Raw genomic sequence first — 22,781 nt, forward strand, 5'->3', positions numbered from 1 at the left:
GTTTCGAACGTTCGTACGATAACCGGGTGCGGGGTCACCTCTCCGCCATTCGGCCCGGCCCCACCTGCGCGAACGCCGGACTCCCCGGACCGTGGGGGCATGACTTTCGCTGACGAGGTGAAGAGCGCCGTCACCGCACGGGCCGCACTACTGGTTGTCGGTGTCCTGGCACTGCAGCTGCTGTTCATCGCCTCGTACGTCGGCGCGCTGCACAGGCCCGACCCGACGGATGTCCCCTTCGGGGTCGTCGCCCCGCAGCAGGTGTCCGGGCAGCTCGTCACCCGGCTGAGTGATCTGCCGGGCGGTCCGCTCGATCCGCGCGCGGTCTCCGGCGAGGCCGAGGCCCGCCGGCAGATCCAGAACCGCGAGATCGACGGCGCCCTGATCGTCAGCCCCACCGGGGCGACGGACACCGTGCTCGTCGCCTCCGGGGGCGGCACCGTGCTGGCCACCTCGCTCACCAAGATCATCAAGGAGACGGAGGGGCCCCGGCAGCGCACCGTACGGACCGTGGACGTGGCACCCGCCTCCCCGGACGACTTCGACGGCCTCTCGTCGTTCTACCTGGTCGTGGGCTGGTGCGTGGGCGGCTACCTCTGCGCGTCGATCCTGGCGATCAGCGCGGGCACCAAGCCGGCCAACCGGCAGCGCGCGGTGATCCGCACCGCGGTCATGGCGCTGTACTCGATCGCGGGCGGCATCGGCGGCGCGGTCATCATCGGCCCCATCCTCGGTGCGCTCCCGGGCAGCGTCTGGGCCCTGGCCGGCCTGGGCGCCCTGACCGTCTTCGCCGTCGGCATGATCACGCTCGCCCTGGAGGCGCTCACCGGCATCGTCGGCATCGGCCTGGCCGTCCTGCTCATCGTGATCGCGGGCAACCCGAGCGCCGGCGGCGCCTTCCCGCTGCCGATGCTGCCGGACTTCTGGCGGGCGATCGGCCCCGCCCTGCCACCGGGAGCGGGCACCTGGGTGGCCCGCTCGATCGCGTACTTCAGGGGCAACGCGGTCACCGGCCCCCTGCTGGTGCTCTCCGCCTGGGCGGTCGTCGGCACTGCCCTGACCCTGCTCCTGTCGATGCGCCGCCGGGACACGGACGGGACGCGGCGGGCGGCCGCTCCCCGGGAAGCGGACTCCCCCGGGAGCAGCTCGAGCCTCGCCTGAGGCCGGGAATCGGCCCAGCATCTCCTCGACGAGACCGGCGGCCCCCGATCCGTGGCACGACGTGCCGGCCCGCCAGGTCGCCGCAGGCCTCCAGGCACCGGCGGTAGAACTCCGGCTGCTTCGTGCGGGCCGAGCCCGGAGAGATCAGCAGAACGTTCTCGGCACCGGCCGGCCGGGCCCCGGGGCTCCCGGTCCGCGCGGGAGCCGGAGCAGGGGCCGGCGAACTTCACGGCGTCGGTGTCGACCTGACCGGCGTGCGGCTGCATGACCCTCGGGATCATCGCCAGGGCCTCACGGCCGGCCGGAGAAGGTGTGTCCACGTCCGCGGCGGACGCCCCGGCACGGCGAGCCATCGCGCGGAGGGTCTGCCCGCTTGCCCGTGCGCGCTCCCCGCAGGCTCTGTCCGGGTGGTGGCGCGCGGGGCCGGTGCGTCCTTCCGGGTACGGGAAATGGGACGCCGCCCGCCCGTGTCAGCCGAGGCGCAGCTGAACTCCTGGCGACCGATCGGCGAAGTCGCTAGTCATGACAGGTTCATGACGGCATTCTGGGAGCTCCTCGCGAGACCCGCGAGGAGCACGGTCGGCACAACCCCCTTTCATCCGCCGGAGGTTGCTCATGCGTCGCCGATTCACCGTCCCGTTCGCCGCCCTCGCTGTGGCGCTCCCGCTCGCCCTCGTACCTGCCGTTTCCGCTTCGGCTGCCCCCTCGGACAAGCCGCAGGTCCTCAGCTCCTGGACACAGACGAGCGCCTCCAGCTACAACGCGTGGAACGCCGCGCGCAACAACCAGGGCGCCTGGGCCGCGTACGGCTTCGACTGGTCCACGGACTACTGCAGCACCTCACCCGACAACCCGTTCGGGTTCCCCTTCCAGACGGCCTGCGCCCGCCATGACTTCGGCTACCGGAACTACAAGGCCGCCGGCACGTTCTCCGCGAACAAGTCCCGCATAGACTCCGCGTTCTACTCGGACCTCAAGCGCGTGTGCGCCGCCTACTCCGGCGCCAAACTGACCTCGTGCAACAGCACGGCGTGGACGTACTACCACGCGGTGGACATCTTCGGAGTGGCCCCGGCCAAGGCCGGCGCCCTGTCGCTCACTGCATGATGCAGGGGCCTGAGGCCGCCCTCGCAGCGGCCTCAGGCCCCTCGTTCACAGGAGCGGCACACCCCTGCTGTTCGGCCGGCCGCCGCGCGAGACGGGCCCCACGCGGAGCCTGCTGAGGCGGATGACGAACTCCGCCGGATCGGAGCGAGGTCCGGCAGCGATGCCTCTCGGTGTCCTACGGCCACCGTGCCGCCGCACCACCGCCCTGGCCGGCATCCTGCCGTCCCTCCCGCCCGGTACGGCCGTCGTACGGGCCGGGGCACGGCACCCGTCGTACGGACCCGGCCGCCGCGCGGACGGGCAACGCTGCGGGAGGACTTCAGACCGGTCCCGCCGCCGATGCCCCATCAGCCGCCCGCGGTTCCCGCACCGGCGGGCGACACCTGACAAACGTCATCTCTTCCTGTGCACAAGGTCGTTCCCAAGGAGGATGGATGCCCGGTGTGGCGCGCAGAGGATGGGGAGCTCCGCCACGCACACCTGACGAGACGGGGTCCTCCCATGCGCAACACCCGCCCGAGCCCTCACCCCGACCACCGGGGACTGCGCCTGGCCGCCGTGACATCGGCGGCGCTGCTGTCGCTCGCGGTCGGTGCGCTTCCGGCCGGGGCGGCCTCCCCGCCGCCGGCCGCCGCCACCGCATCCGCCCCGGTCACCTCCGTCCTCGACCGGCAGGCGCTGCGTGCCTCCCTCGATGCGTTCCACCAGGCGGGGATGTACGGGGCCTATTCATCTGTCAGGGACGGCTCCGAGCAGTGGCGCGGAGCGGCAGGCGTCGCCGACATCGACAGCGGGCGGCCGATGCGCCCGGACTACGAGCACCGGATCGGCAGCATCACCAAGACCTTCACCTCGGTGGCCGTCCTCCAGCAGGTTGCCCAGGGCCGGATCGACCTGGACGCCCCCATCGGCGACTACCTTCCGGAGCTGGTGCCGGGCGAGCGGGGCCGGGAGGTGACGGTGCGGATGCTGCTGAACCACACGAGCGGCATCGCGGACTACATACTGCCGGCCTTCCCCAAGCTGGTGACGGACCCGGGGCAGGCCCTGGACGAAGGCCGGTTCCGCAAGCTGGCCCCCGAGGAGCTGGTCCGCCTCGGCCTGGCGGCCGAGCCGCCGGCGCCGCGTGGCACACACTCGTACGCGAACACCAACTACATCATCGCCGGACTGCTGCTGAAGAAGGTCACGGGCCAGGCCCCGGAGTCGTACATCACCGAGAACGTCATCCGCAAGGCCGGACTGCGGCACACGTACTTCCCGCGCTCCGCCCGCATATCGGGGCCGCACGCCAAGATGTACGAGTCGTTCTACGGAACCATCGACCCGGCGCGCGACTACAGCGTCTACGACATGTCCTGGGCCGGGACGGCCGGTGCGATGGTCTCCACGATGAACGACCTCAACGACTTCTACCGCCGGCTCCTGAGCGGAAAGTTGCTCGGCGCGGCGGAGCTGCGGGAGATGAAGACGACGGTCCCCGCCTACGAGCCGGCCCCCGGGCAGGAAGTGGCGATGCGGTACGGCCTCGGGCTCTACACCCTCAAGATGCCCAGCGGCGGCTGGTACTGGGGCCACGACGGTGGCGTGTTCGGGGCCGGGACCTGGGCGCTGTCCACGGAGGACGGACGTCGCCAGGCCGCGATCGGCTACAACCTGATGAAGTACGAGCGGTTCGGCGAGGACGGCAAGCCGTTGCCGGACCCGATCGGCGAGGCGCTGTTCGGATACATGGACGGAGCGCTGAGCGGCGCCCCCGCCGACCGGGCCCCCGGCGCCTCTCCTGTGCCCCGGCGTCTGGTCGCACCCGAGCAGCTGCGTTGAGGACGCTCGTCGTCATGCGGAAGGCCCGGGAGCCGGCCGGCGGAGGTGAGCCGCGTCAGCCGTACATCGCCACGCGGTACAGAGCCGCGAGCGCGTCGTCGATGGGATGAGGCTGCGGCCTGCCGGAGGAGTCGAGCCTGTTCCACCTCTGCAGGTTCACCGCGACGGACATCTGCCGCTCACCGTCGGCACGGGTCATGGACAGCGTCCCGCCGCCCCAGACCGTGCCGCCGTGGCCCCAGAAGACGCCCTGCCCGGGTCCCTCCATCGGGTACAGGCCGAGGCCGTAGTCGATCGTCCTTCCCTCCTGGGAGACGACCGGGCAGGTGCGTTGCATCTCCGCCAGCGACGACGGACCGACGATCTTCCCGGCCAGCAGCATGCCGAAGAAGCGGTTGAGGTCCGCGACGGTCGATATCAGCGAGGCCGACGGACCCACCCATGACATGTCGAAGACGCTGTAGTCGCGTGGCGGGTCGATCATGCCGAACCACGCCTCGTAGAGCCGCGAGTGCGGACCGTCGACGTACGGCCCGGCGGGGAGTTCGGTGTCCTGGAGCCCGGCGCGCTCGATGACGTTCCGGGTGATGCAACGCTCCGCCGTCGTGCCGGTCACCTGTTCCAGGAGTCGGGTGAGGAGCAGGTAGTTGGTGTTGGAGTACACCCCCGGAGTGCCGCCCGGGGCGCCGACGGCGGGCGCGGAGACCCCCATCCCGATCAGTTCGGCGGGGTCGAACCGCGTGAACCGGTGGTCGTCCAGGCTCTGGGGACCGGTGGCCGCCGGGGCGGGAAACCCCTTGAGGGAGGGGTAGGCGTACGGCAGGTACTCGGCGAGGCCGCTGGTGTGGTTGATCAGCATGCGGACCGTGATCGCGTCACCGCGCTCCCCGGGAACCAGCTCAGGAAGGTACCGGCCGATCGGTGCGTCGAGACCGATCCGACCGCTCTCGGCCTGCTGCAGAACCGCGGCGGCGGTGAAGGTCTTGGTGACGCTGCCGACCCGGTGCCGCATGTCGGCGGTCACGGGGCGGTCCGTGGCGACATCGGCGACCCCGGCGGCGCCGCGCCAGACCTGGTCACCGTCCCGCACCTCGGCGAACAGGCCGGGCATCCCGGCGCGGTGGACGGCTTCGATGGCTGCGTCCAGTCCCGCGGAATCCAAGGAGTTCTTCACGTCATGCGTCCTTTCGTGTTCCCCGGGGCCGGCTCCGCATCGGTCACCTGACCCGGACAACAGGGCACGAGTGGCAGGCCGGACCGCCCGGCCTACTCATGTCCTCATTATGCACGCGGTGCGTGCAACACCAAGTGCACAGGTAGGATGAGATCCGGCGAGAGGAGCAGGATGGCGGGCCGAAGGCGTTGGTCGACCGAAGAGATCCTGGATGCGGCGGCGGAACTGCTGCGCACGAGCGACGCTGATTCGTTCAGCGTGCGCAAGCTGGCCGCGGCCCTCGGAACCGACTCCTCCAGCCTCTACCGGCACTTCCGCAGCAAGACCGAACTGCTGCGCGCGGTCGCCGACCGGATCCTCCTGGCCGCGATGGACGACTACAGCCCCGAGGGCGACTGGAAGCAGCGCATCACTTCCCTGGCCCTGCATGTGAGAGAGGCCTTCGGGCAGCAGCCCCAGCTCGCCTCGGTCTGGGGACGCCACGCGTCGAGCGGCACCGGTTCCCGGCTGGTCATGGAGGAGGTCCTGCAGGCCCTGTCCGCGTCGGGGCTGCCCGACGAGGACATCCCGGCGCGCTACCACCGCATCGCGGTCCTCCTCGCCGCGCTGATCACCTCCGAGGCGAGGGTCAGCACCGTGACGCCCGAGGAGTACGAGCAGGGCATGGAGCTGTTCCGCGTGGCGGTTCTGGGCGCCGATCCCGAACGCTTCCCGGCCCTTTCCCGCTTCGCCCGCGAGGTCCGCCCCCTCGGGGTGGACCGTCGCGCCGCGTTCGAGGAGATCCTCGCCGCCCAGCTCGCCCATATCGAGGACGCGGTCCACCCGGACTGAGACGCCGCCTTCAAGCGGCGAGCCCGCCCCCTCGCGTGAGGGGGCGGGCTCGCCGGTTCACAGGAACCGAAGGAGGGCCGGAGGTCAGCCGATCTCGGCGCCGAAGGCCGCCAGTGCCTCGGGCACCGGCTGGAAGAACGTCTCGCCGCCGGCGGAGCAGTCACCGCTGCCGCCCGAGGTGAGACCGAGCGCGGTGTCGCCCGCGAAGAGCGAGCCGCCGCTGTCGCCGGGCTCGGCGCAGACCGTGGTCTGGATGAGGCCGTTGACGATGTCGCCGTTGCCGTAGTTGACCGTGGCGTCCAGCGCGGTGACCTCACCGTCGTGGACCTGGGTGGTGGAGCCGCTGCGGGTCACCGTCTGGCCGACGGTCGCGTCGCCGGCCTGGGTGATCGCCTGGGTGGAGCCGTTGTAGAGGTCCACCTCGCTGGGGTGCTCGACGTCGGAGGTGTACTTGACCAGGCCGTAGTCGTTGTCCGGGAAGCTGGAGCCCTCGTTGGCACCGATCTCCGCGCCGCCCTGCGAGTCGGACCAGCTGGTGATCCCCTCGGTGCAGTGGCCGGCGGTCAGGAAGTACGGCTCGCCGCCCTTGACCACGTTGAAGCCGAGCGAGCAGCGTCCGCCGTCGCCCCAGATGGCGTCGCCGCCCGCGATGAGGGGCTTGAACTCCCCTGCGGACTTCTTGAGTTCGGCCTTGGCGCCGAGCCCGTCGACGACCTTGCCGAGCTTGTCCCAGGCGGCGCCGTCGACCGTGCGGTCGGCCGTGACGACCACCTTGTTGCTGACCGGGTCGACCGCCCACGAGGTACCGGGGATGGTGGCCTTGTCGGTGAGGGTCTGCCGTGCGTTCGTCAGTTCGGCGAGCGTGTGCTGTACGAGTCTGGCCTTGCCGCCCGCCTGGCGGACCTGCTCGGCCGCCGCCTCGTCGACGACGTTGACGACGAGGTTCTTGGCTTTGGCGTCGTAGTACGAGCCCGCCTTGTCGCCGCCCAGGGCCTTGTCCAGGGTGGTGGCGAGACTTCCGGCCGAGTGGGCGTCGAGGGTCTTCGCGGTGAACTCGGGTACGTCGTCACTCGCGTTCGCGGTCTGGAACGTGACTCCTGCCGCGACCAGTGCGAGGACGGCCGATCCGGCCAGGGCCACACGCTTCCTGGGTATGCGTCGGTGCTTCAACTTCGACCTCCTGTGGGGCCGTGCACGGACAAGTGGGGTGTCCGGAGCACGGAGGATGGGGCGCCCACTATTCCGATGCGGCCGATAGCACACAAGGTCGACTTCCGGACGCGCACACGACGACGACGGTTCACCCGCGCCGCGTTCACAACCCGGGTGTCGCACCACGTCGGTTCCGTTCGCGAACACCCGGGGCGACGACCCTTCGGCAGCGGGTGAGGACTAGTCCTGTCCTGTAATGGCTCCTGGAGTCCGGATGCTGTGGAGGGCACTCCTGAAGCCGAACACCACCGAATGCCCCCGGACGTCCCGAACACCACCGGCTCGTTACGACAGGGAGTGCCGGTATCGCCTCCGATAGGTCATCATCGAACTGGCAGTACACACCGGGCAGTTGGTGTCCGGACCGAGCGGGGTGATGAGCGGAGGCACGTCGTGCGGAGTCGGGTGCGCGTGGCCGACGGACGGCATCTGATGGTCGAGCGACAGGGGGACCCCCGCGGCAGACCGGTGTTCCTCCTGCACGGCATGCCGGGCAGCCGGCTGGGGCCCGCTCCACGCGGGATGGTCCTCTACCAGCGGAACATGCAGCTGATCGCCTACGACCGCCCGGGGTACGGAGGCTCGGACCGGCTGCCGGGGCGGCGGGTGATGGACGTCGTCGAGGACGTGCGGGCGATCGCGGACTCCCTCGGCCTGGAACGCTTCGCCGTGGTCGGCCGTTCCGGCGGCGCACCGCACGCTCTGGCCTGCGCCGCGCTGATGCCCGACCGGGTCACCCGTGGTGCCGCTCTGGTCAGCCTGGCTCCCCCGGACGCCCAAGGGCTCGACTGGTTCGACGGGATGGCCGCGTCGAACGTGCTCGCGTACTCCCGGGCAGCGGCGGATCCCGACGGACTGGCGGAATCCTTCATCAGCCGCTCGGCGGAGATCCGGCAGAACCCGGCCCGGCTCCTGGACGACCTGCGCCGGGAGCTGACCGACTCCGACCGCACCGTGGTCAACGACGCCGGGATCCGCACGATGCTGCTCGCCAACTTCCGTGAAGGGCTGCGCACATCGGCGTACGGCTGGATCGACGACGCGCTCGCGTTCTGCAGGCCGTGGGGGTTCGACCCCGCCGACATCAGGTGTCCCGTGATGCTGTGGCACGGCGTGAAGGACGTGTTCTCCCCTGTGGGCCACTCCCGATGGCTGGCCGAACAGATCCCGGGCGCCACCGCCGTACTGGAACCGGCGGCGGCACACTTCGACGCGCTGTCCGTGCTGCCCGAGGTGCTCAACTGGCTGCTGGACGAACGGGAAGCAGGGAAAGCAGCGGTCTGCTGATCCCGGAGGGTGCCCCGGGCTCCGGAGGTCCGGAGCCCGGGGCACCCCGGCTCACACCGACATCGGCTCCAGCTCGCGCCAGAACCTGCGCTCGTCCCGCGCTATCCGCGTCAGCGGGTGCTCGTCGCCGAGCTGTCGTGCCAGTTCGTCCCCCGTCTCCGCCCGCAGACTCAGCGCCTCGTCCTTGCGTCCCATCGCGCCGAGCGTGACCGCGAGGTTCGACGTCATGGCCAGGGTCTCCGGGTGATGCGCCCCGAGAACGTCCCGGAGCTGGCCGGCGACCCGCCGCTCCGTCTCCAGGACGAGTTCGAGATCACCCCGCCCGGCCGTGGCGTTCGCCAGGTTCATGACGCAGAACAGCGTGTTCGGGTGCTCGCGGCCGAACACCTCACGCATCGAGGCGACCACCCGCGTCAGCAGCTTCTCCGCCTCCAGCGGCGCGCCCGTCCCGGAGAGGTAGGCGCCCAGATTGTTCTGCGCGGCCAGGGTGTACGGATGGTGCTCCCCCGGCACGTTCATGTACTGGTCCACCACCTCCTGCGCGGTGTCCCTCGCCTCGACCGCCTCCCCCGCGGCGAACAGGTCGGACGCCAGGTTGAGGTCGCAGGCCAGCGACTCGGGGTTGGCCGAGGTGTACTTGGCCCGGTACCTCGCCCGGGTGGCCACCGTCAGCCTCCGCGCGTCCTCCAGCTGCCCCGCCCTGCGCAGCGAGACCGCCAGACTCTTGGCGGCGCTGAGCGTGGTGGGGTAGGTCCGGCCGAGGGTGGCCTTGTACGCGTCGTAGGTCCGGCTCAGCAGACCGACCGAGTCCTCGTACCGCCCCACCTCGCGCAGGTCACGCGCCAGCGAGATGGCGGAGGACAGGCTGTACGGATGCTCGGGACCCAGGACCTCGGACCGCAGGTCGTAGACGTCCTGGTCGATCTCCCTGGCGCGGGCGTACTGTCCCACGCTCCGCAGGTTCAGCGCCAGGTTGTTCGCGGCGGCCAGCGTCCTGGGATGCCTGTCGTGGAAGATCTGGCTGAACCCCTCGTGCGCCGCGGTCGCCAGCTCGATCGCCCTGCCGTAGTCACCGAGGAGCCCGAGGTCGATCGCCAGACTGCTGGTGGTCATGAACGTGTGCGGATGCTCCGGCCCCAGCACGGCCCGCTGCCTGCCCAGGGTCACCTCGTCGAGCTCCTTGGCCTCCACGTACCGGCCGCGGGTGCGCAGGATGTTGGAGAGGTGGAAGCAGAGGTAGAGGTACTGCAGATCCTGGTTGCCCAGCATCTCCCGCCAGGTGTCGCGGAGTTCGTCCCCGAGCCGGCCCGCCGTCCGGACGTCTCCCCGCTTCCAGAGGTAGCGCACCCGGTCGATCAGCAGCCTGCGGGTCTCCGGATCCTTGCAGTTGCGCGCGTCGGACGGGCCGAGGTGCGGCCAGATCGTGGCGAAGCGCGGCCAGGTCTCGGGGTTGTCGATCGGCTCGTCGTCGTCGGGCCGGGCGCCCGCCAGGATGCGGTGGACGACATGCCTCGCCTCGCGCTGCTCCTCCTCGCTGAGCTGGGCCCTGATCACCGCCTGCACCAGACGGTGCACCTGGATGGAGTTCGACACCTGGTCGACCTTGGCCAGGGCGAAACGGCCGATCTCCCGGATGACCCGGCCCAGGACCAGCTTCTCCTGGAGCGAGGCGTCGTACGGCTTCAGCGCCTCGATCATCTCCTTGCTGTAGAGGAGATTCGCGGAGATCGGCTCGGGTGCGAAGAACGCGCAGAGCTGGAGCAGCCGCACCGCGGCGGGTGAACGCTCCTTGAGGCGTTCGATGGAGATGTTCCAGGTGGCGGCGACGGGCTGCGGATACCCGGCCGGCTGGTTCAGGGCCAGGACCTCCGGGGCCTGCTGGGCCAGCTGCTCCAGATAGGTGTCGATCGGGGTCGCGGTCTCCGCGATCCATGCCGCCGCCTGTTCGACCGCCAGCGGCAGATCTCCGACCGCGGTGGCCACCTGGGCGGCGTCCTCGTCGCTCAGCCCCGGTGCACGGCGCTGGAGGTGCTCGATCGACTCCTCCCGAAGGAACACGTCGACGGGCAGCGCGTCACCGTGCTGCGACCAGGACTGGTTCCTCGACGTGACGAGGATGTGACCGGATCCGCCCTGCGGGAAGTACCGGCTGAGGCGTTCCGGATCGTCGGCGTTGTCGAACACCAGCAGCCAGCGTTCCGAGGGCACCCCCCGGCGCAGCAGGTCCACGGCCTCCTGCGAAGCGGCCGCCATGTCGTCCCCGCCCTGGGCACCCAGCCGTACGGCGAGTTCGGCGAGGCTGGCCACGACGTCGTCGATCTGCTCGGACGATATCCACCACACCAGGTCGTAGTCGGCCATGAAGCGGTGCACGTACTCCAGGGCCACCTGTGTCTTGCCGACGCCGCCCAGGCCGTACAGGGTCTGCGGCTGCGGCAGCACGACGGCCATGCCGCCGCCGAGCTGGTCGCGCATCCGCTCCAGGACCAGGGAGCGGCCGGTGAAGCCGGGGTTGCGGGGCGGCGCGTTCCAGATCCTGGGCACGGTGCCGGGGAAGCGGGGGCCGGGCGACGTCCCGTCGCCGAGCTGCACCGGCCGGTCCAGGGCGCGCATCAGGGCCGTGGTGGCGTGCACCTCGTCCAGCCGGAACAGGTCGACCGGGTTGCGGTCGATGTACGGCGCGGAGAGCCGGACGTCGCTGACCCTGAGCGGCAGCAGCTGCCGCCGCCCGCCACCGGGGTCCTCGGAGACGGCGCGCTCCCAGAGGTCCACGGCCCGCTGGGACTTGAGGTAGGCGCTGGAGAGCAGGACGACGGTGCGGGTCGCGGTCTCGACGGCGTGGTTCGCGTCCATGGGGCCGGGCTCGGCGGAGACGTCGCGCGGGACCACCCGGAACCCGGCCCGGGTGAGGACGGATTCGATCCAGTCGGCCCACATGCGGTTCTCCGCCACATAGCTGAGGAAGAGATCGGCGGGCAGAGCCGGCCTGCGGCGGGTGAACGCGTCGCGGATGCGCAGCCGGACCTCCTCCCCCACCGGGGGCATCGAGGTGATCTCCTGCTGGGTGACGACCGCGGTGAGACGCTCGAACGCGGACAGGAGCGAGTTGCTGAGCCCGGCCTCGTCGCCGAAGGTCGCGAGGGTCTCCTCGTACGCGTAGTAGGGGCGGTACGGGATCTCCACCGCACCCCAGTAGGCGGTGAGTTCGTCGCCCGAGAGGTCACGGGGCAGCCGGTCGAACTTCAGCCGGGCCAGCGCCCGCCCGGCGTCGGCCTTCTCCTTCTCGCCCTCGTCGATCCGCATGGGGACGGGGAAGATCGAGATGGGCCGGCCGGTGTAGCGCTCGGCGATCTGCCGGGCGACGGAGGCCGCGCCGTCGATGGACTGGTCGCTGAGGGTGAAGCAGTCGACGAGCACGTCCGGGAGGTGGACGGTGCAGATGTCGGCGATGTCGCTGAGCCCCGTACGGCTGTCGATGAGGACGTAGTCGTAGTTGGCCTTCATGTCGTCCCGCAGGGCGTCGAAGAAGTGGCCGCCGCCGAGCCGGTCGTAGAAGTTGTCCCAGTCGAAGGTCGAGACGGTCGCGGAGTACTCGCGGTTCTGCCGTCCGGCGGAGACGAAGTCGAGGGTGCCGCCCCTCGGGAACTCCCAGCCGAGCGCCTCGGGGGTGAGCGAGACGGCGTGCGGCTGGATGCGGGCGTAGTCGCGGTGCCAGTCGTCGGCCCGCTGGGCGGGGTTGGTCGCGGCCCACGCGTATTCCGTGATCAGGTCGATCACGCCGGTGGTGGCCCCGAGCGTCGAGGGGTCGAGGAAGGGGTGGAAGAACCGGTGGAGCCCCGGTGCCTCCAGGTCCCAGTCGACTGCCAGCACCCGCTTGCCGTTGGCGGCCAGGATCCAGGCGGTGTTGGCCAGGGCCATGGTGCGCCCCGTACCGCCCTTGTACGAGTAGAAAGTGACGATGCGCCCGTCACGACCGGCTGTCATACGTCCTCCGCATCCGTCGCAGGGTCGTGCATGTCGGGTATGAACCGGGTGTTGCCCATGGGCCCCATCAGCCGCGTCCGCTCGCTGTGCCGCCCACCGGCCGGTGGATAGACCGTGGCGTGCCTCAGATACTGCTGGGCAGCCACCTCGACCACTTGGGGCAGGATCTGGCCGAACGCTTCCATACTGGGTACCCCCTTGGCCGCGACACGGCAGAAGGCCCGCCCCTGCCGCATCTTGACCGGCATCGTCTGCTCGAGTTTCTCGGTCAGTTCGGCTTCGGCCGCCCTGCTCTGATGGTCCTCCCTGCACCACGGGACGACCATGGTCACCCAGGGGCGGTTCTCCCGGTCGAAGGCGGCGAGCCGGCGTCTCAGGTCCTCATCCCGCAGGGCCCAGCGGTCGACCAGGAGGATCTCGGGGGTGCTCGGCGGCTGCTTGCCCTCCCGCTGACCGGGTTCCTCGTCGAACGACGTGATGACGGCCTGGTAGTTGAGGGAGCGCACGAGCTCTTCGGCCACGTAGGCCAGCGGTCTGGCGGCGGCCGGATGGTAGGGGTTCCACTCCTGGGGATTGTCGCCGTAGTACTCCGGGTTCCGGCCCTCCGGCAGGTCGTGGCGGGTGGGGGCGGCGATGGTGATCCGCATGGGCCTCGGGGCGCCCGCTCCGCTGCCCGGCGCACCGAAGGCGCTGGGGACGAGGCGGAAGTCGAGGGGTCTACCCGAGCCGATCTGCACGCTGTCGGCGACGTGGACGATGCGTTTGGCCAGCTGGTAGACGGCCTGCTCGTAATCCTGGGCGAACAGCGTGAGTTTGATCAGCCCGTAGAGCCCGTCGCTGACGTACCGGTCCCCGAAGTCCCGGTGGTTGAACTGTAACCGCTCGGCGGGGCCCGGCAGTTGGCTCGGCTGCACCGGCACCCAGAGCGCGGGAACGATCGCCTCCGCCGGCTGGTTCGACCGGGCCCTGTGGTGAATGGCGCGCTGCTCGAAGGCGTACCACTCCTTGCCGCACATCTCGCTGGCGAAGTAGCGCGGCGAGAAGAGCGGGACGAAGACCCGGCAGTTGGCCAGGACATTGCCCAGCCGTTCGGACCAGCCCTCGCCGGAGCGTATCTCCCGGTCCATGAATCCGGCCGGGGACCCCGCGGGGAGATTGGTCATGGCCATCACATGACCGCAGAGATCTTGGAAAAGCCGTTCGACCCACATGTCTGGGTCCGATCCACCGCCGTACCCCGGTGTATGCGCGTAGCTCAGAAAAAAGTACGGCCGATGGTCCGCTCGCTGTTGCGTCATGCGTGCACACGACCCCCGTCCTGTGTGAGCACCCGCATCCCAGGACTGTGGAGAGGGTGCGAGCGAATTCATCATTCCGGAGCGGACTCTGCTCCACCCCCACGGCGTTCGGTCAATCAACGCCGCTTTTCAGTCATCCATACCCAGGAATCATCGAACAGGTTCTTGATCCACGGCATTCATGAGGACGTTCATCCCACTTGTCCCATGTACACCTCTCGCCTCGTCACGGAGCGACCCCAGCAGCCGCATTCCTCCGACAGTGGGTTCGGCCGCCGCGTCCATCATGTCGAGAGCCTCGGGCACTCCGTCCATGAATCCGGGAACGAGGGGGGAAAGTCCCACGCGTTCGTACGTGCCGGCCAGGAGTCCGGAAAAAGGGACCTTCACATTCCGCTCCCAGGGCAGCCGGTATTCCCAGGCTCCGTCCAGCGCGTAGAGATCCGTGACGTCCAGGAGCGCCCGCAGCCTGGCCCGTCGCAGACCGCGCAGCAGCGCGAGGGCGAGCTCCAGGGTGTCCCCGGTCCACACGAGTCCGACGGTCCCGTGGCCGTGCGGCCGCTTCGTGTTGCGGCCGGCGACGAGCGGGGTCAGCGTGGTCAGGCTCTCCGCGGCGTCCGCCGCCTGGCGTGGTGCGGCCCGTTCCAGCAGCTCCCACGCGCGGCCGACGCCCTCGGCCCAGGCCTCCGCGTCCGCCGGGCTCAGTCGGGGCGCGGCAGGAGCGTCGAAGCAGTCCCTGTACGGGTCCAGGTCGTCGAGGGCGAGCCGGGGCACGCCCCCGGCTGCGAAGTGCCGCACCGGGAGCCAGTCGGGCCCCTCCGCCTCGCTCGCGACGATCTGTTCACCGCCGCCCTCACGCCGGACCGCGAACCCCTCACCGAGGGCTCGTACGAGAACCCGTCCCGGCCCGCCGGGCCCGGCGACCCGCAGCTCGCCGAGGGTGGGGAGGAAGAGCCTGCCGTCCCGGTAGTCGCAGGGCACCTCCAGGCCGAGACCGGCCCGGACCGCGGCAGCCGCCACGTACGACGGCAGCCGCAGCGCCTGGCCGACGGCTTCGGGCCGTTCGGCGTGCAGCCCTTCCAGGACGTCCAGCAGCCAGGTACGCGTATAGGGGTGCGCCATGACGCGGTCGAGCCCGGCGGCGCCCTCGCCGGAGGACTCCAGGACGCCCGCGAGCCCCCAGGCCTCCTCCCACCGGGCCCCGCCGCGGCCGTCCAGCGCCTCGTGGAGGCCGGCGAGGAGCGTGCGGGTCAGGTCGTGCTGCTCGGCGCCCAGTTCACGCCGGTCGGCCAGGGCCGGGGACACGGCGGCCGCGCTCGTGCGCGCCTGGATGCCCCGCACCAGCGCCTCCAGGTCGGCGCAGTAGACCGACGGGTTGTCGAAGTCGTTCGCCGCGCTGTACCGGTGGGTGTAGAGCCCACCGCCGCAGGAGCGTACGACGGGGCACCGGCGGCACGTCTCGCTGACGCCCGCCAGGCCGAGCTGCCGCGCCCGGACCCCGGGGTGGGCGGCCACGTCGTCGAAGGAGTGCGAGAACACGTCGAACCCGGTGGCCGCGGCGCCCTCGTAGGCGCTCTTGAGGGAGTCGACCTGTTCCAGCTGACCGTCCGTCTCGACGACCACCAGGTCCGTGGGGGCGAGTCCCAGGGACTCGGTGAGACTGGGGCCCCCGCTCAGCGTGGAGAGCACCGAGGAGAACAGGCGCACCGGCACCGGGCTCCCCTCCTCCTGCCAGCGGTCGAAGACCGCGAGGAGCCACTGGGCGTAGGCCGTGGGCGATCCGTCCGGACGGGGCGGCGGCTCGTCCCATGTGGCGTGCGGGAGGAGGAAGTCGATGAGCGGAGGATCGAGGGCCACCAGGGCGTCCAGCACCGCGTGCGGGTCGTTCTCGATGTCGACGGTGCACAGGAGCCCGAGGTTGAGATGGCGGTAGCGATCCTGCCGGAGGAGCTCGACCGCCTTCAGCACGAGGGGGTGGCTGCTGCGTCCGTCGGCGAATCGCCGGTGCCGGTCGTTGGCCGTACGGTCGCCGTCGAGGGAAATACCCACCTTGACGTCGAACTCGTCGAAGAGGTCCAGATAACGGGGGCTGAGCTGAAGGCCGTTGGTATGGATCCTGAGGTCCAGCTCGGCGACGCCCGCCAGGGCCGACCCGAACTCCTCGCAGACGCGCCGCAGTCGGCGGGGGCCCGCGAGCAGAGGCTCCCCTCCGTGCAGGATCACTGACACGGAGGGCAGTGCGTGTGTCTTCGCGTGCTCAGCGAGGCGCTGCGCCGTTCTGGAGATGACGTGATCAGAAACAGTCTTCGGCCGGGTTCTCCAGCTCTGATCAGCATGTTCGTAGACATAGCAATGATCGCAGGCTAGGTCACACCTGCTGTGAACCTTCAGAACGATTTCGCGGAACGGGACCGCGGGGCCTGTCATTCCACCACTCTAGTCCAGCCGCGCCGTGAATCCGGACGACGGGCCACTGCGGCCGATCGGCCGAACGGGTGGAATTCCTACAGCTTTACGGCGGCGGCGTCCCTGCTGTTCCTACAGCGAGGAGTTGAATGTCGAGATCTGTGTCGGACGTCCGCCTGCCGTCGCGAGCACCCGGCCCATCTTCTCAGCTGCTGCACTGCCTGATACGTCGATCTTCGCGAGCGGCACACGACGCTTCGCGACAGCGAAGCTCGGGGTGGATTCGTAGGTCTTCACGGCCGTCCTTGATGGGCTCGTTCCGGACACGGAAACAGCACCGGCACCTGCACCATTGCAGTGTCCGGCGGCACGACTTTACTCTCATGGCCCCGGTGTGCAACTCGACTCGTACAGCCGTAACCCGAGTGATTTACGGGACTACTCCAAATGGGCCATAACCCGTTCAGGCACCGCCCGGGGTGACCATTACATCGAATACAGGGGTGATCATGACGGCGATTCCAGGACCGCTGCAGAGCATGGTCTTCAGGAGCGCTGATCTGCCCGCACTCTTCCACCACACCGACGCCGTGGCCGTCGCACGCCAGCGCGAGGCGGTCAACACCACCCGCGGCCAGCTGGTCCTGCTCGTCCTGGGCACCGTACCCGCCGCCCTGCCCTGGCACGCCGAGATCGGTTCCGGTATCCAACTCCTCAATGGTATCGCGGTGTTGGCGTACCTAGGTGTCCTGATCACGACCTACCTCGGCTCCCGGCGCAAAGCAAAGTCGCACTGGCAACTCAACCGCTCCGCAGCCGAGTTCATCAAGTCCAACTGCTGGCGCTACGCGGTCCACGGCTCCCCCTTCGACTCCTCCGTCCAGCACCCCGAGGCGGTGTTCGCCAGCCGGCTCGAGGAAGGGCTCCAGGAGTTACGGAAGGTGGGGTGGGACGATCCGAGGGAAGAGATGGCGGACTCGGGCGGCGGTCTCATCACCGGGTCCATGAGGGAGCTGCGGGGGAAGGCGTTCACCGTACGCAAGGAGACGTACATCCGGGACCGGCTGATCGAGCAGCGGCGCTGGTACCGCAGGCGCAGGCTGGTGTCGCGGCGCGGTGCGCTCGTCTGGTCCAGCACCGTCGCCGCGCTGACGCTCCCGGCGCTGGTCCTCGCCGTGCTGCAGACCTTCGGCGGCGCCGGGTCGTTCGCGCTTACCGGGACGTTCTCCGCCGCTGCCGCCGCCTGTCTCGCCTGGAACGAGATGCGCCGTCACCATCCCCTGGTGACCGCGCACTCCCTGGTCGAGGACGACCTGGAGAACATGCAGGCCGCGATGGAGACCACCCTCACCGAAAGGCAGTGGGCGGCCGCCGTCTTCGAGACCGAGCGGATCGTCTCGCCCGAGCACACGGACTGGCTGGTCAGGCACCGGATGTGAGTGCTCGTGGCTCAGCCGCGCTCCACGCCGTCGCGCCAGATGACGGTGACCGGCCGGCCGAGGCTGCGGGCGTACGTCACGATGTCGCCGGTGCCTCCGAGGCCCCGTGCGGGCATGCCGTCCCAGACCGCGATCAGCCGGTCGCAGTGGTCGGCGATCCAGGCGCCCGCGGCGTAGTAGGCCTCGTCGGTGGAGTGCGGGAAGTCCAGCCGGATCTCACGGGCGGCCCGCGCCTTGAGCGTCCGGTAGCGCGCGAGGTCCACCTCGTCGGCGAAGCCCTCCTCGTAGTCACCGCTGGGGATGACCACGGTCAGCTCCGCGCCCTGGGCCAGCGCGAGGTCGGCGAAGAGCTGGTCCGCCCCGACCGCCAGGCTGGAGAGCGCCTCCAAGGAGCCCTCGTGTCCGCACAGGGCCGCCCTCAGCCCCTCCAGCACATGCTCCTGGGCCTCCTGGGGGATGGAACGGTGACCGGTCACTCCGATGCGTTTCACGGACCTGGAACCCCCCTGGTGTCTGCGGGGGCTCCCGGAAGGCATCCCTCCGGACCGCGCGGCGTCCGCCCCCCGTGGTACCTCTGCGACCGACCGTCCCCACATCCTCTCAACAGCCGCGGGCCGAAAGGGAGCCCCCGCCGGGGATCGGCGGGGGCTCACGGGAGTGCGGCGGTGCCCGGCCGGGTCAGAACACGCTGACGCCGTACGCGCTGAGTGCTTCGGTGACCGGCTGGAAGAAGGTCGTCCCGCCGGAGCTGCAGTTGCCGCTGCCGCCGGAGGTGAGACCGATCGCCCGGGTGCCCGAGTAGAGGGGTCCGCCGGAGTCGCCGGGTTCGGCGCACACATTGGTGCGGATCATGCCGTAGACGATGTCGCCACCGCCGTAGTTGACCGTGGCGTTGAGGCCGGTGACGGTGCCGCTGTGGGTGCCGGTGGTGGAGCCGCGCCGGGTGACGGACATGCCGACGGTGGCGTTGGCCGCGCTGGTGATGTCCTGGCTGCCGACGGTGCCGGACTTGGTGACCGAGGTGTTGGTGTAGCGGACGATGCCGTAGTCGTTGGTCGGGAAGCTCGATCCCGTGGTCGTGCCGAGGACCGTGGTGTGGGCCGAGTCGGACCACCAGGTCCCGGCGCCGTCGGTGCAGTGACCTGCCGTCAGGAAGTAGTAGGTGCTGCCGCTGCGGACGTTGAAGCCGAGGGAGCAGCGCCAGCTGGAGGCGTAGACGGCGTCGCCGCCCGAGATCAGCTTGCTGAACTTGCCGGGGGTGCGCTCGATGCGCAGGGCACCCGCGTCGGCGCCTGCGGACTCCTTGATCCGGTTGATCTCCGTCTGCGAGACGGTGCTGTCCACGGTGACGACGACCCGTCCGGTCGCCGGGTCGACGTTCCAGGCGGTGCCGGCGACGTCGGCGTCGAGCACGGCCTCTCCGGCCGCTCTGAGCTGGTCGGCGCCGTATGTTCCGGCCTGGTCGGCGTTGGCCGCCGGGACTGCGAGGGCGGCGACGGCCACGAGGCCGGCGGAGACGGCCGTGATCCGGGTGCGTCTCGCGGTGCTGCCGCTGCGGGGGTTGGTGCGCTTGATCCTCACTTTTCATTCCTCCCGAGGGGAATCGGGGGCCCGCCTGTGGGGTGGCCGGACCCGTGAGGCGCGGTCATGGGGCACGACACATCCGAAAGACGTTCGAATTCCGGATGTGTCGTACTCCTGACGGGCGCTGCTCGGGAGTATCAAGGGGCGTCAGGAGACCGCGCAAGAGCGCCTTTTCGGACTCGTGCGAACACGGGGTGGCGGGCCCCGGCAGCCCTGGGGCCACCAGGACCGCCGGGGCGGGCCGGGCTGATGGGGCCGCCTTCGCCTCGTGTCCGGCGTGGGACGGTTCAGCCGTCGATACGGTTCCGCTCCCCTGCGGCGACGGCCACCGTGAGGGTGTTGCCCGGCGGCGGGAAGGGGCAGATGAAGTGGTCGGCGAAGGCGCACGGCGGCAGCAGGGTGCGGTTGAAGTCGACGTGCACCCGTCCTTCCGCGTCGGGCGCCGGAGGCCTCAGGAAACGGAAGCGGTAGCTGCCGTTCCCGCTGGTGGTGTCGGCGAAGACGGCCCAGAGCGAACCGTCGGGCTCGACCGCCGCCTGGAGGGTGTGCTCGGCACCGTCCAGGGTGAAGGCGATCTCGCCCGCGAGCCCCAGCCCCCGTCGGCGCCCGTCGGCGTTCTCGACGCGGACGGTCCGGTCGGAGTCGTACGGCCTGAAGGTGCCGTCCAGCGACCACTTCGGGTCGTACGGGGTGGCGTCGATGCTCCGGAAGGCGTGCCTGGCCGGGGACTGGGGGTCGAAGTCCCTTACGGCCCAGAGGCCTTCACGGCTCAGCACGACCAGGCGGCGCTCGCCCTGTGCCACCCGGGAGGTGTCGATGGGTCCGCGGTCCGCGCCGAGGCGGACCTCGCCGGACAGCGGCTTCGTGTCGACGGTCAGCGCGTCCTCGGGCGTGGCGGTGAGCACCACCTCGCCGCCCTCCTCGCGCCACTGACCGGGCACGGCCGGAATTCGACCCTCCGGGTGGTCGGCGAGCCAGTGGGTGCCGGTGAGGGAGAGCGGGCCGTGCGGCGCGGCCACGGCGACGATGCGCCGCTCGTGCCAGCGCTGCCAGGCGTGGAACTCCTCGCTGTCCTGCTGTGCGTCCGTGCTCATGCGGTCAACTTTTCCATACGGGCCGGGCCAGGCCGAGGTGCGACCTCAGCGTGGAGCCGGTGTATTCGGTGCGGAAGGCCCCGCGCTCCTGGAGGAGCGGGACGACCCGGTCGACGAAGCCGTCGAGGCCGCCCGGGGTGAGATGCGGTACGAGGATGAAGCCGTCGGCCGCGTCGGTGGCGACGAACTTCTCCAGTTCGGCGGCGACCGTCGCGGGGGAACCGATGAAGGACTGCCGGGCCGTGGCCTCGATGGCCGTCTGGCGGATGGACAGCCCCTTCGCCTCGGAGAGCTCCCGCCATCGCGCGGCCGCGGCCAGCGGGTCCGCGACCCGGACCCTGCCCTGGACCAGGTCCGAGCCGGGATCCGGGTCGATCTCGGGGAGCGGCCCGTCGGGGTCGCACGAGGAGAGGTCGCGGCCCCAGATCTGTTCGAGGGCGAGGATCGCGTTCTGCGGCGACACCTGCTGGTGGCGTATCTCGGCGGCGTTCTGCTGGGCCTCCGCGTCGGTGTCACCGAGGACGACGGTGACCCCGGGCATGATCTTCAGGTCACCGGGCTGTCTGCCGTATTTCGCGAGGCGCGCCTTGACGTCGGCGTAGAACCGCCGGCCGGCCTCCAGGGTGCCGTGCCGGGTGAAGATGACGTCGGCGGCGGACGCGGCGAACTCCCGGCCCTCGTCGGAGTCCCCGGCCTGGATGACGACCGGGTGCCCCTGCGGGGAGCGCGGGACGGTGAACTCCCCGGAGATGTCGAAGTGCTGCCCCGAGTGCGCGAACGGCCGCGAGGCGCCCTCCGGTGTCCAGGAGTCCCACAACTCCCGTGCGGTGGCCACGAACTCGGCCGCCCGGGTGTAGCGGTCGGCCCGGTCGAGATAGCCGCCCCGGCGGAAGTTCTCGCCGGTGAAGGCGTCGGACGAGGTCACCACGTTCCACGCGGCGCGCCCGTCACTGAGGTGGTCGAGCGTGGCGAGACGCCGGGCGAGTTCGTACGGCTCGTTGAAGGTGGCGTTGACCGTGGCTGCGAGCCCCAGGCGTTCGGTGACGGCGGCCAGGGCGTTCAGGACGGTGAGGGACTCGGGGCGGCCGACCACGTCCAGGTCGTGGATGCGGCCGTTGTGCTCGCGCAGCCGCAGCCCTTCCGCGAGGAAGAAGAAGTCGAACTTCCCGCGCTCCGCGGTTCTCGCCAGGTGCTCGAACGAGGAGAAGTCGATCTGGCTCCGGGAGCGCGGATCGGTCCACACGGTGGTGCTGTTGACGCCCGGGAAGTGGGCGGCGAGATGCATCTGCTTCATGAACTGCCCCCTGAGGCTTTCGCGAGCGTGTGACGGTTGGCGGGCCGGCCGAGGCCGAGGTGCTCGCGGAGTGTGCCGCCCGGGTAGAAGGTGCGGAACAGGCTGCGGTGCTGGAGCAGGGCCACCGTCCCGTTGACGATCCTCTCCAGGTCGCGCTCCGGTGTGATGGGGGTGAGGTGGAAGCCGTCCACGGCTCCGCCCCGGTGCCACCGGATGATGAGTTCGGCGAGGTCGACCGGGCCGCCCCGGAAGTAGGTCCCCCGCCCGGCGAGCTGCGGACCGCTCTCCAGACCGGGTTCGGGCGCCTTCTCGGCGTCTCCGAGATCGACGGTGAGGGCGACCAGGATCCGCAGGCTGTCGGGGTCCCGGCCGTGGGCCGCGGCACTCCGGCGCAGGTCGTCGCGGAGCACGGCGGCCTGTTCGGGCGAGGTCGCCCGTACGTGGACGACGTCGGCGTACCGCGCGGCGGTCTCCCGGGCGGGGCCGCTCGTGCCGTCGATGACGGTGACGGGCCGCCCCTGCGGCGGCCGGGGCACGATGGCCGGGCCCCGGACGGAGAAGGTGCTGCCCTCGAAGTCGACGTAGTGCAGCTTGTCTCGGTCGATGAAGCGGCCGGTGGCGACGTCCCGGATCTCCGCGTCGTCCTCCCAGCTGTCCCACAGCCGGGCCCCGACGTCGGCGACCTCCCCCGCCTCCTGCCACAGGGCGCCGGCGGGTGCGGCGGACCGCCGGCCGAACAGCCGGGCCTCGGCCTCGGTCGTCGACACGTCGGCCTGCCACCCGGCCCGGCCCTTGCTGACCCAGTCGAGGGTGGCGACGGCGGACGAGACGTGGAAGGGCTCGGTGTGGGTGGTGGTGACGGTCGGTACGAGACCGATCCGCGTGGTGGCCGGGGCGACGCGGGCCAGCACGGCGAGCGCGTCGGGACCCGGGCGGCCGAAGGAGTCGCTCAGGGTGACGTAGTCGAGCGCTCCCCCTTCGGCGAGGCGCGCGAGCGTGACGTGGGAACCCGCGGCGTAGCGCGGGGGGCCACCGATCTCGGCGGCGAGGTGGAGTGGCCTGGTGGCGGACATGGGGGACCTCTCG

17 protein-coding genes are annotated in these 22,781 nt (G+C 70.6%); 6 read left to right on the plus strand and 11 right to left on the minus strand.

What is annotated here, in order from left to right; translation table 11 throughout:
- The first annotated feature begins 99 nt into the window (after positions 1–99).
- From OG379_RS08725 to OG379_RS08735, 3 genes are all read left to right on the plus strand, one after another.
- Entirely contained in the window at positions 100–1,161 is a 1,062-nt protein-coding gene (locus OG379_RS08725) for a DUF3533 domain-containing protein (protein WP_405660940.1), read from the plus strand.
- Positions 1,162–1,776: 615 nt separating this feature from the next.
- Positions 1,777–2,268, plus strand: a complete 492-nt coding sequence (locus OG379_RS08730) for a phospholipase (protein ID WP_405660943.1) — start codon at positions 1,777–1,779, stop codon at positions 2,266–2,268.
- 501 nt (positions 2,269–2,769) lie between these two features.
- The gene (locus tag OG379_RS08735) at positions 2,770–4,092 is read left to right on the plus strand and encodes a serine hydrolase domain-containing protein (RefSeq protein WP_405660945.1); all 1,323 of its coding nucleotides are present in this window, start codon (positions 2,770–2,772) and stop codon (positions 4,090–4,092) included.
- Positions 4,093–4,147: 55 nt separating this feature from the next.
- Here the strand turns inward: OG379_RS08735 and OG379_RS08740 are convergent, their stop codons facing one another.
- On the minus strand, positions 4,148–5,266 hold the full coding sequence (locus OG379_RS08740) for a serine hydrolase domain-containing protein (RefSeq protein WP_405660947.1): 1,119 nt from the start codon (positions 5,264–5,266) through the stop codon (positions 4,148–4,150).
- A gap of 171 nt (positions 5,267–5,437) precedes the next feature.
- Between OG379_RS08740 and OG379_RS08745 the strand changes: the two genes are divergently transcribed.
- Positions 5,438–6,097 carry a TetR/AcrR family transcriptional regulator gene (locus OG379_RS08745; protein WP_405660949.1) on the plus strand — a complete coding sequence of 220 codons (660 nt, stop codon included), beginning with the start codon at positions 5,438–5,440 and terminating at the stop codon, positions 6,095–6,097.
- 84 nt (positions 6,098–6,181) lie between these two features.
- Here the strand turns inward: OG379_RS08745 and OG379_RS08750 are convergent, their stop codons facing one another.
- Positions 6,182–7,267, minus strand: a complete 1,086-nt coding sequence (locus OG379_RS08750) for a S1 family peptidase (RefSeq protein WP_405660952.1) — start codon at positions 7,265–7,267, stop codon at positions 6,182–6,184.
- 435 nt (positions 7,268–7,702) lie between these two features.
- Here OG379_RS08750 and OG379_RS08755 point away from each other — a divergent pair, with 435 nt between their 5' ends.
- Entirely contained in the window at positions 7,703–8,596 is an 894-nt protein-coding gene (locus tag OG379_RS08755) for an alpha/beta fold hydrolase (protein WP_405660954.1), read from the plus strand.
- Positions 8,597–8,647: 51 nt separating this feature from the next.
- Here OG379_RS08755 and fxsT read toward each other — a convergent pair whose 3' ends face one another.
- The 4 genes from fxsT to fxsA form a co-directional block, all read right to left on the minus strand.
- Positions 8,648–12,580, minus strand: coding sequence for an FxSxx-COOH system tetratricopeptide repeat protein (fxsT, locus tag OG379_RS08760; RefSeq protein ID WP_405660956.1), 3,933 nt, complete (start codon positions 12,578–12,580; stop codon positions 8,648–8,650).
- Entirely contained in the window at positions 12,577–13,878 is a 1,302-nt protein-coding gene (fsxC, locus tag OG379_RS08765) for an FxsC protein (protein ID WP_405660957.1), read from the minus strand. The genes fxsT and fsxC overlap by 4 nt, the downstream gene beginning before the upstream one ends.
- 150 nt (positions 13,879–14,028) lie before the next feature.
- On the minus strand, positions 14,029–16,305 hold the full coding sequence (fxsBH, locus tag OG379_RS08770; RefSeq protein ID WP_405660960.1) for a radical SAM/SPASM protein FxsBH, inactivated beta-hydroxylase extension form: 2,277 nt from the start codon (positions 16,303–16,305) through the stop codon (positions 14,029–14,031).
- Between the two features lie 111 nt (positions 16,306–16,416).
- The gene (fxsA, locus tag OG379_RS08775) at positions 16,417–16,581 is read right to left on the minus strand and encodes an FxSxx-COOH cyclophane-containing RiPP peptide (RefSeq protein WP_393757938.1); all 165 of its coding nucleotides are present in this window, start codon (positions 16,579–16,581) and stop codon (positions 16,417–16,419) included.
- 212 nt (positions 16,582–16,793) lie between these two features.
- Between fxsA and OG379_RS08780 the strand changes: the two genes are divergently transcribed.
- Complete coding sequence (locus OG379_RS08780; RefSeq protein WP_405660963.1) at positions 16,794–17,723, plus strand: DUF4231 domain-containing protein; 930 nt, start codon at positions 16,794–16,796, stop codon at positions 17,721–17,723.
- Between the two features lie 11 nt (positions 17,724–17,734).
- On the opposite strand, the gene OG379_RS08785 is transcribed toward OG379_RS08780, so the two are convergent.
- From OG379_RS08785 to OG379_RS08805, 5 genes are all read right to left on the minus strand, one after another.
- Positions 17,735–18,214 (minus strand): hypothetical protein, encoded by a 480-nt coding sequence (locus OG379_RS08785; protein WP_405660966.1) that lies wholly within the window; start codon positions 18,212–18,214, stop codon positions 17,735–17,737.
- A 187-nt stretch (positions 18,215–18,401) separates the two neighbouring features.
- Positions 18,402–19,304, minus strand: a complete 903-nt coding sequence (locus OG379_RS08790; RefSeq protein ID WP_393757932.1) for a S1 family peptidase — start codon at positions 19,302–19,304, stop codon at positions 18,402–18,404.
- 290 nt (positions 19,305–19,594) lie between these two features.
- A complete protein-coding gene (locus OG379_RS08795; RefSeq protein ID WP_405660968.1) occupies positions 19,595–20,401 on the minus strand; it encodes a DUF1684 domain-containing protein in 807 nt (268 codons plus the stop codon).
- 4 nt (positions 20,402–20,405) lie between these two features.
- Positions 20,406–21,695, minus strand: coding sequence for an NtaA/DmoA family FMN-dependent monooxygenase (locus OG379_RS08800; RefSeq protein ID WP_405660971.1), 1,290 nt, complete (start codon positions 21,693–21,695; stop codon positions 20,406–20,408).
- The gene (locus OG379_RS08805; RefSeq protein WP_405660973.1) at positions 21,692–22,768 is read right to left on the minus strand and encodes an LLM class flavin-dependent oxidoreductase; all 1,077 of its coding nucleotides are present in this window, start codon (positions 22,766–22,768) and stop codon (positions 21,692–21,694) included. Before OG379_RS08805 ends, OG379_RS08800 begins: the two co-directional genes overlap by 4 nt.
- Between the last annotated feature and the right edge of the window lie 13 nt (positions 22,769–22,781).

The sequence above is a fragment of the Streptomyces sp. NBC_01166 genome (assembly GCF_045039765.1).
GTDB lineage: Bacteria > Actinomycetota > Actinomycetes > Streptomycetales > Streptomycetaceae > Streptomyces.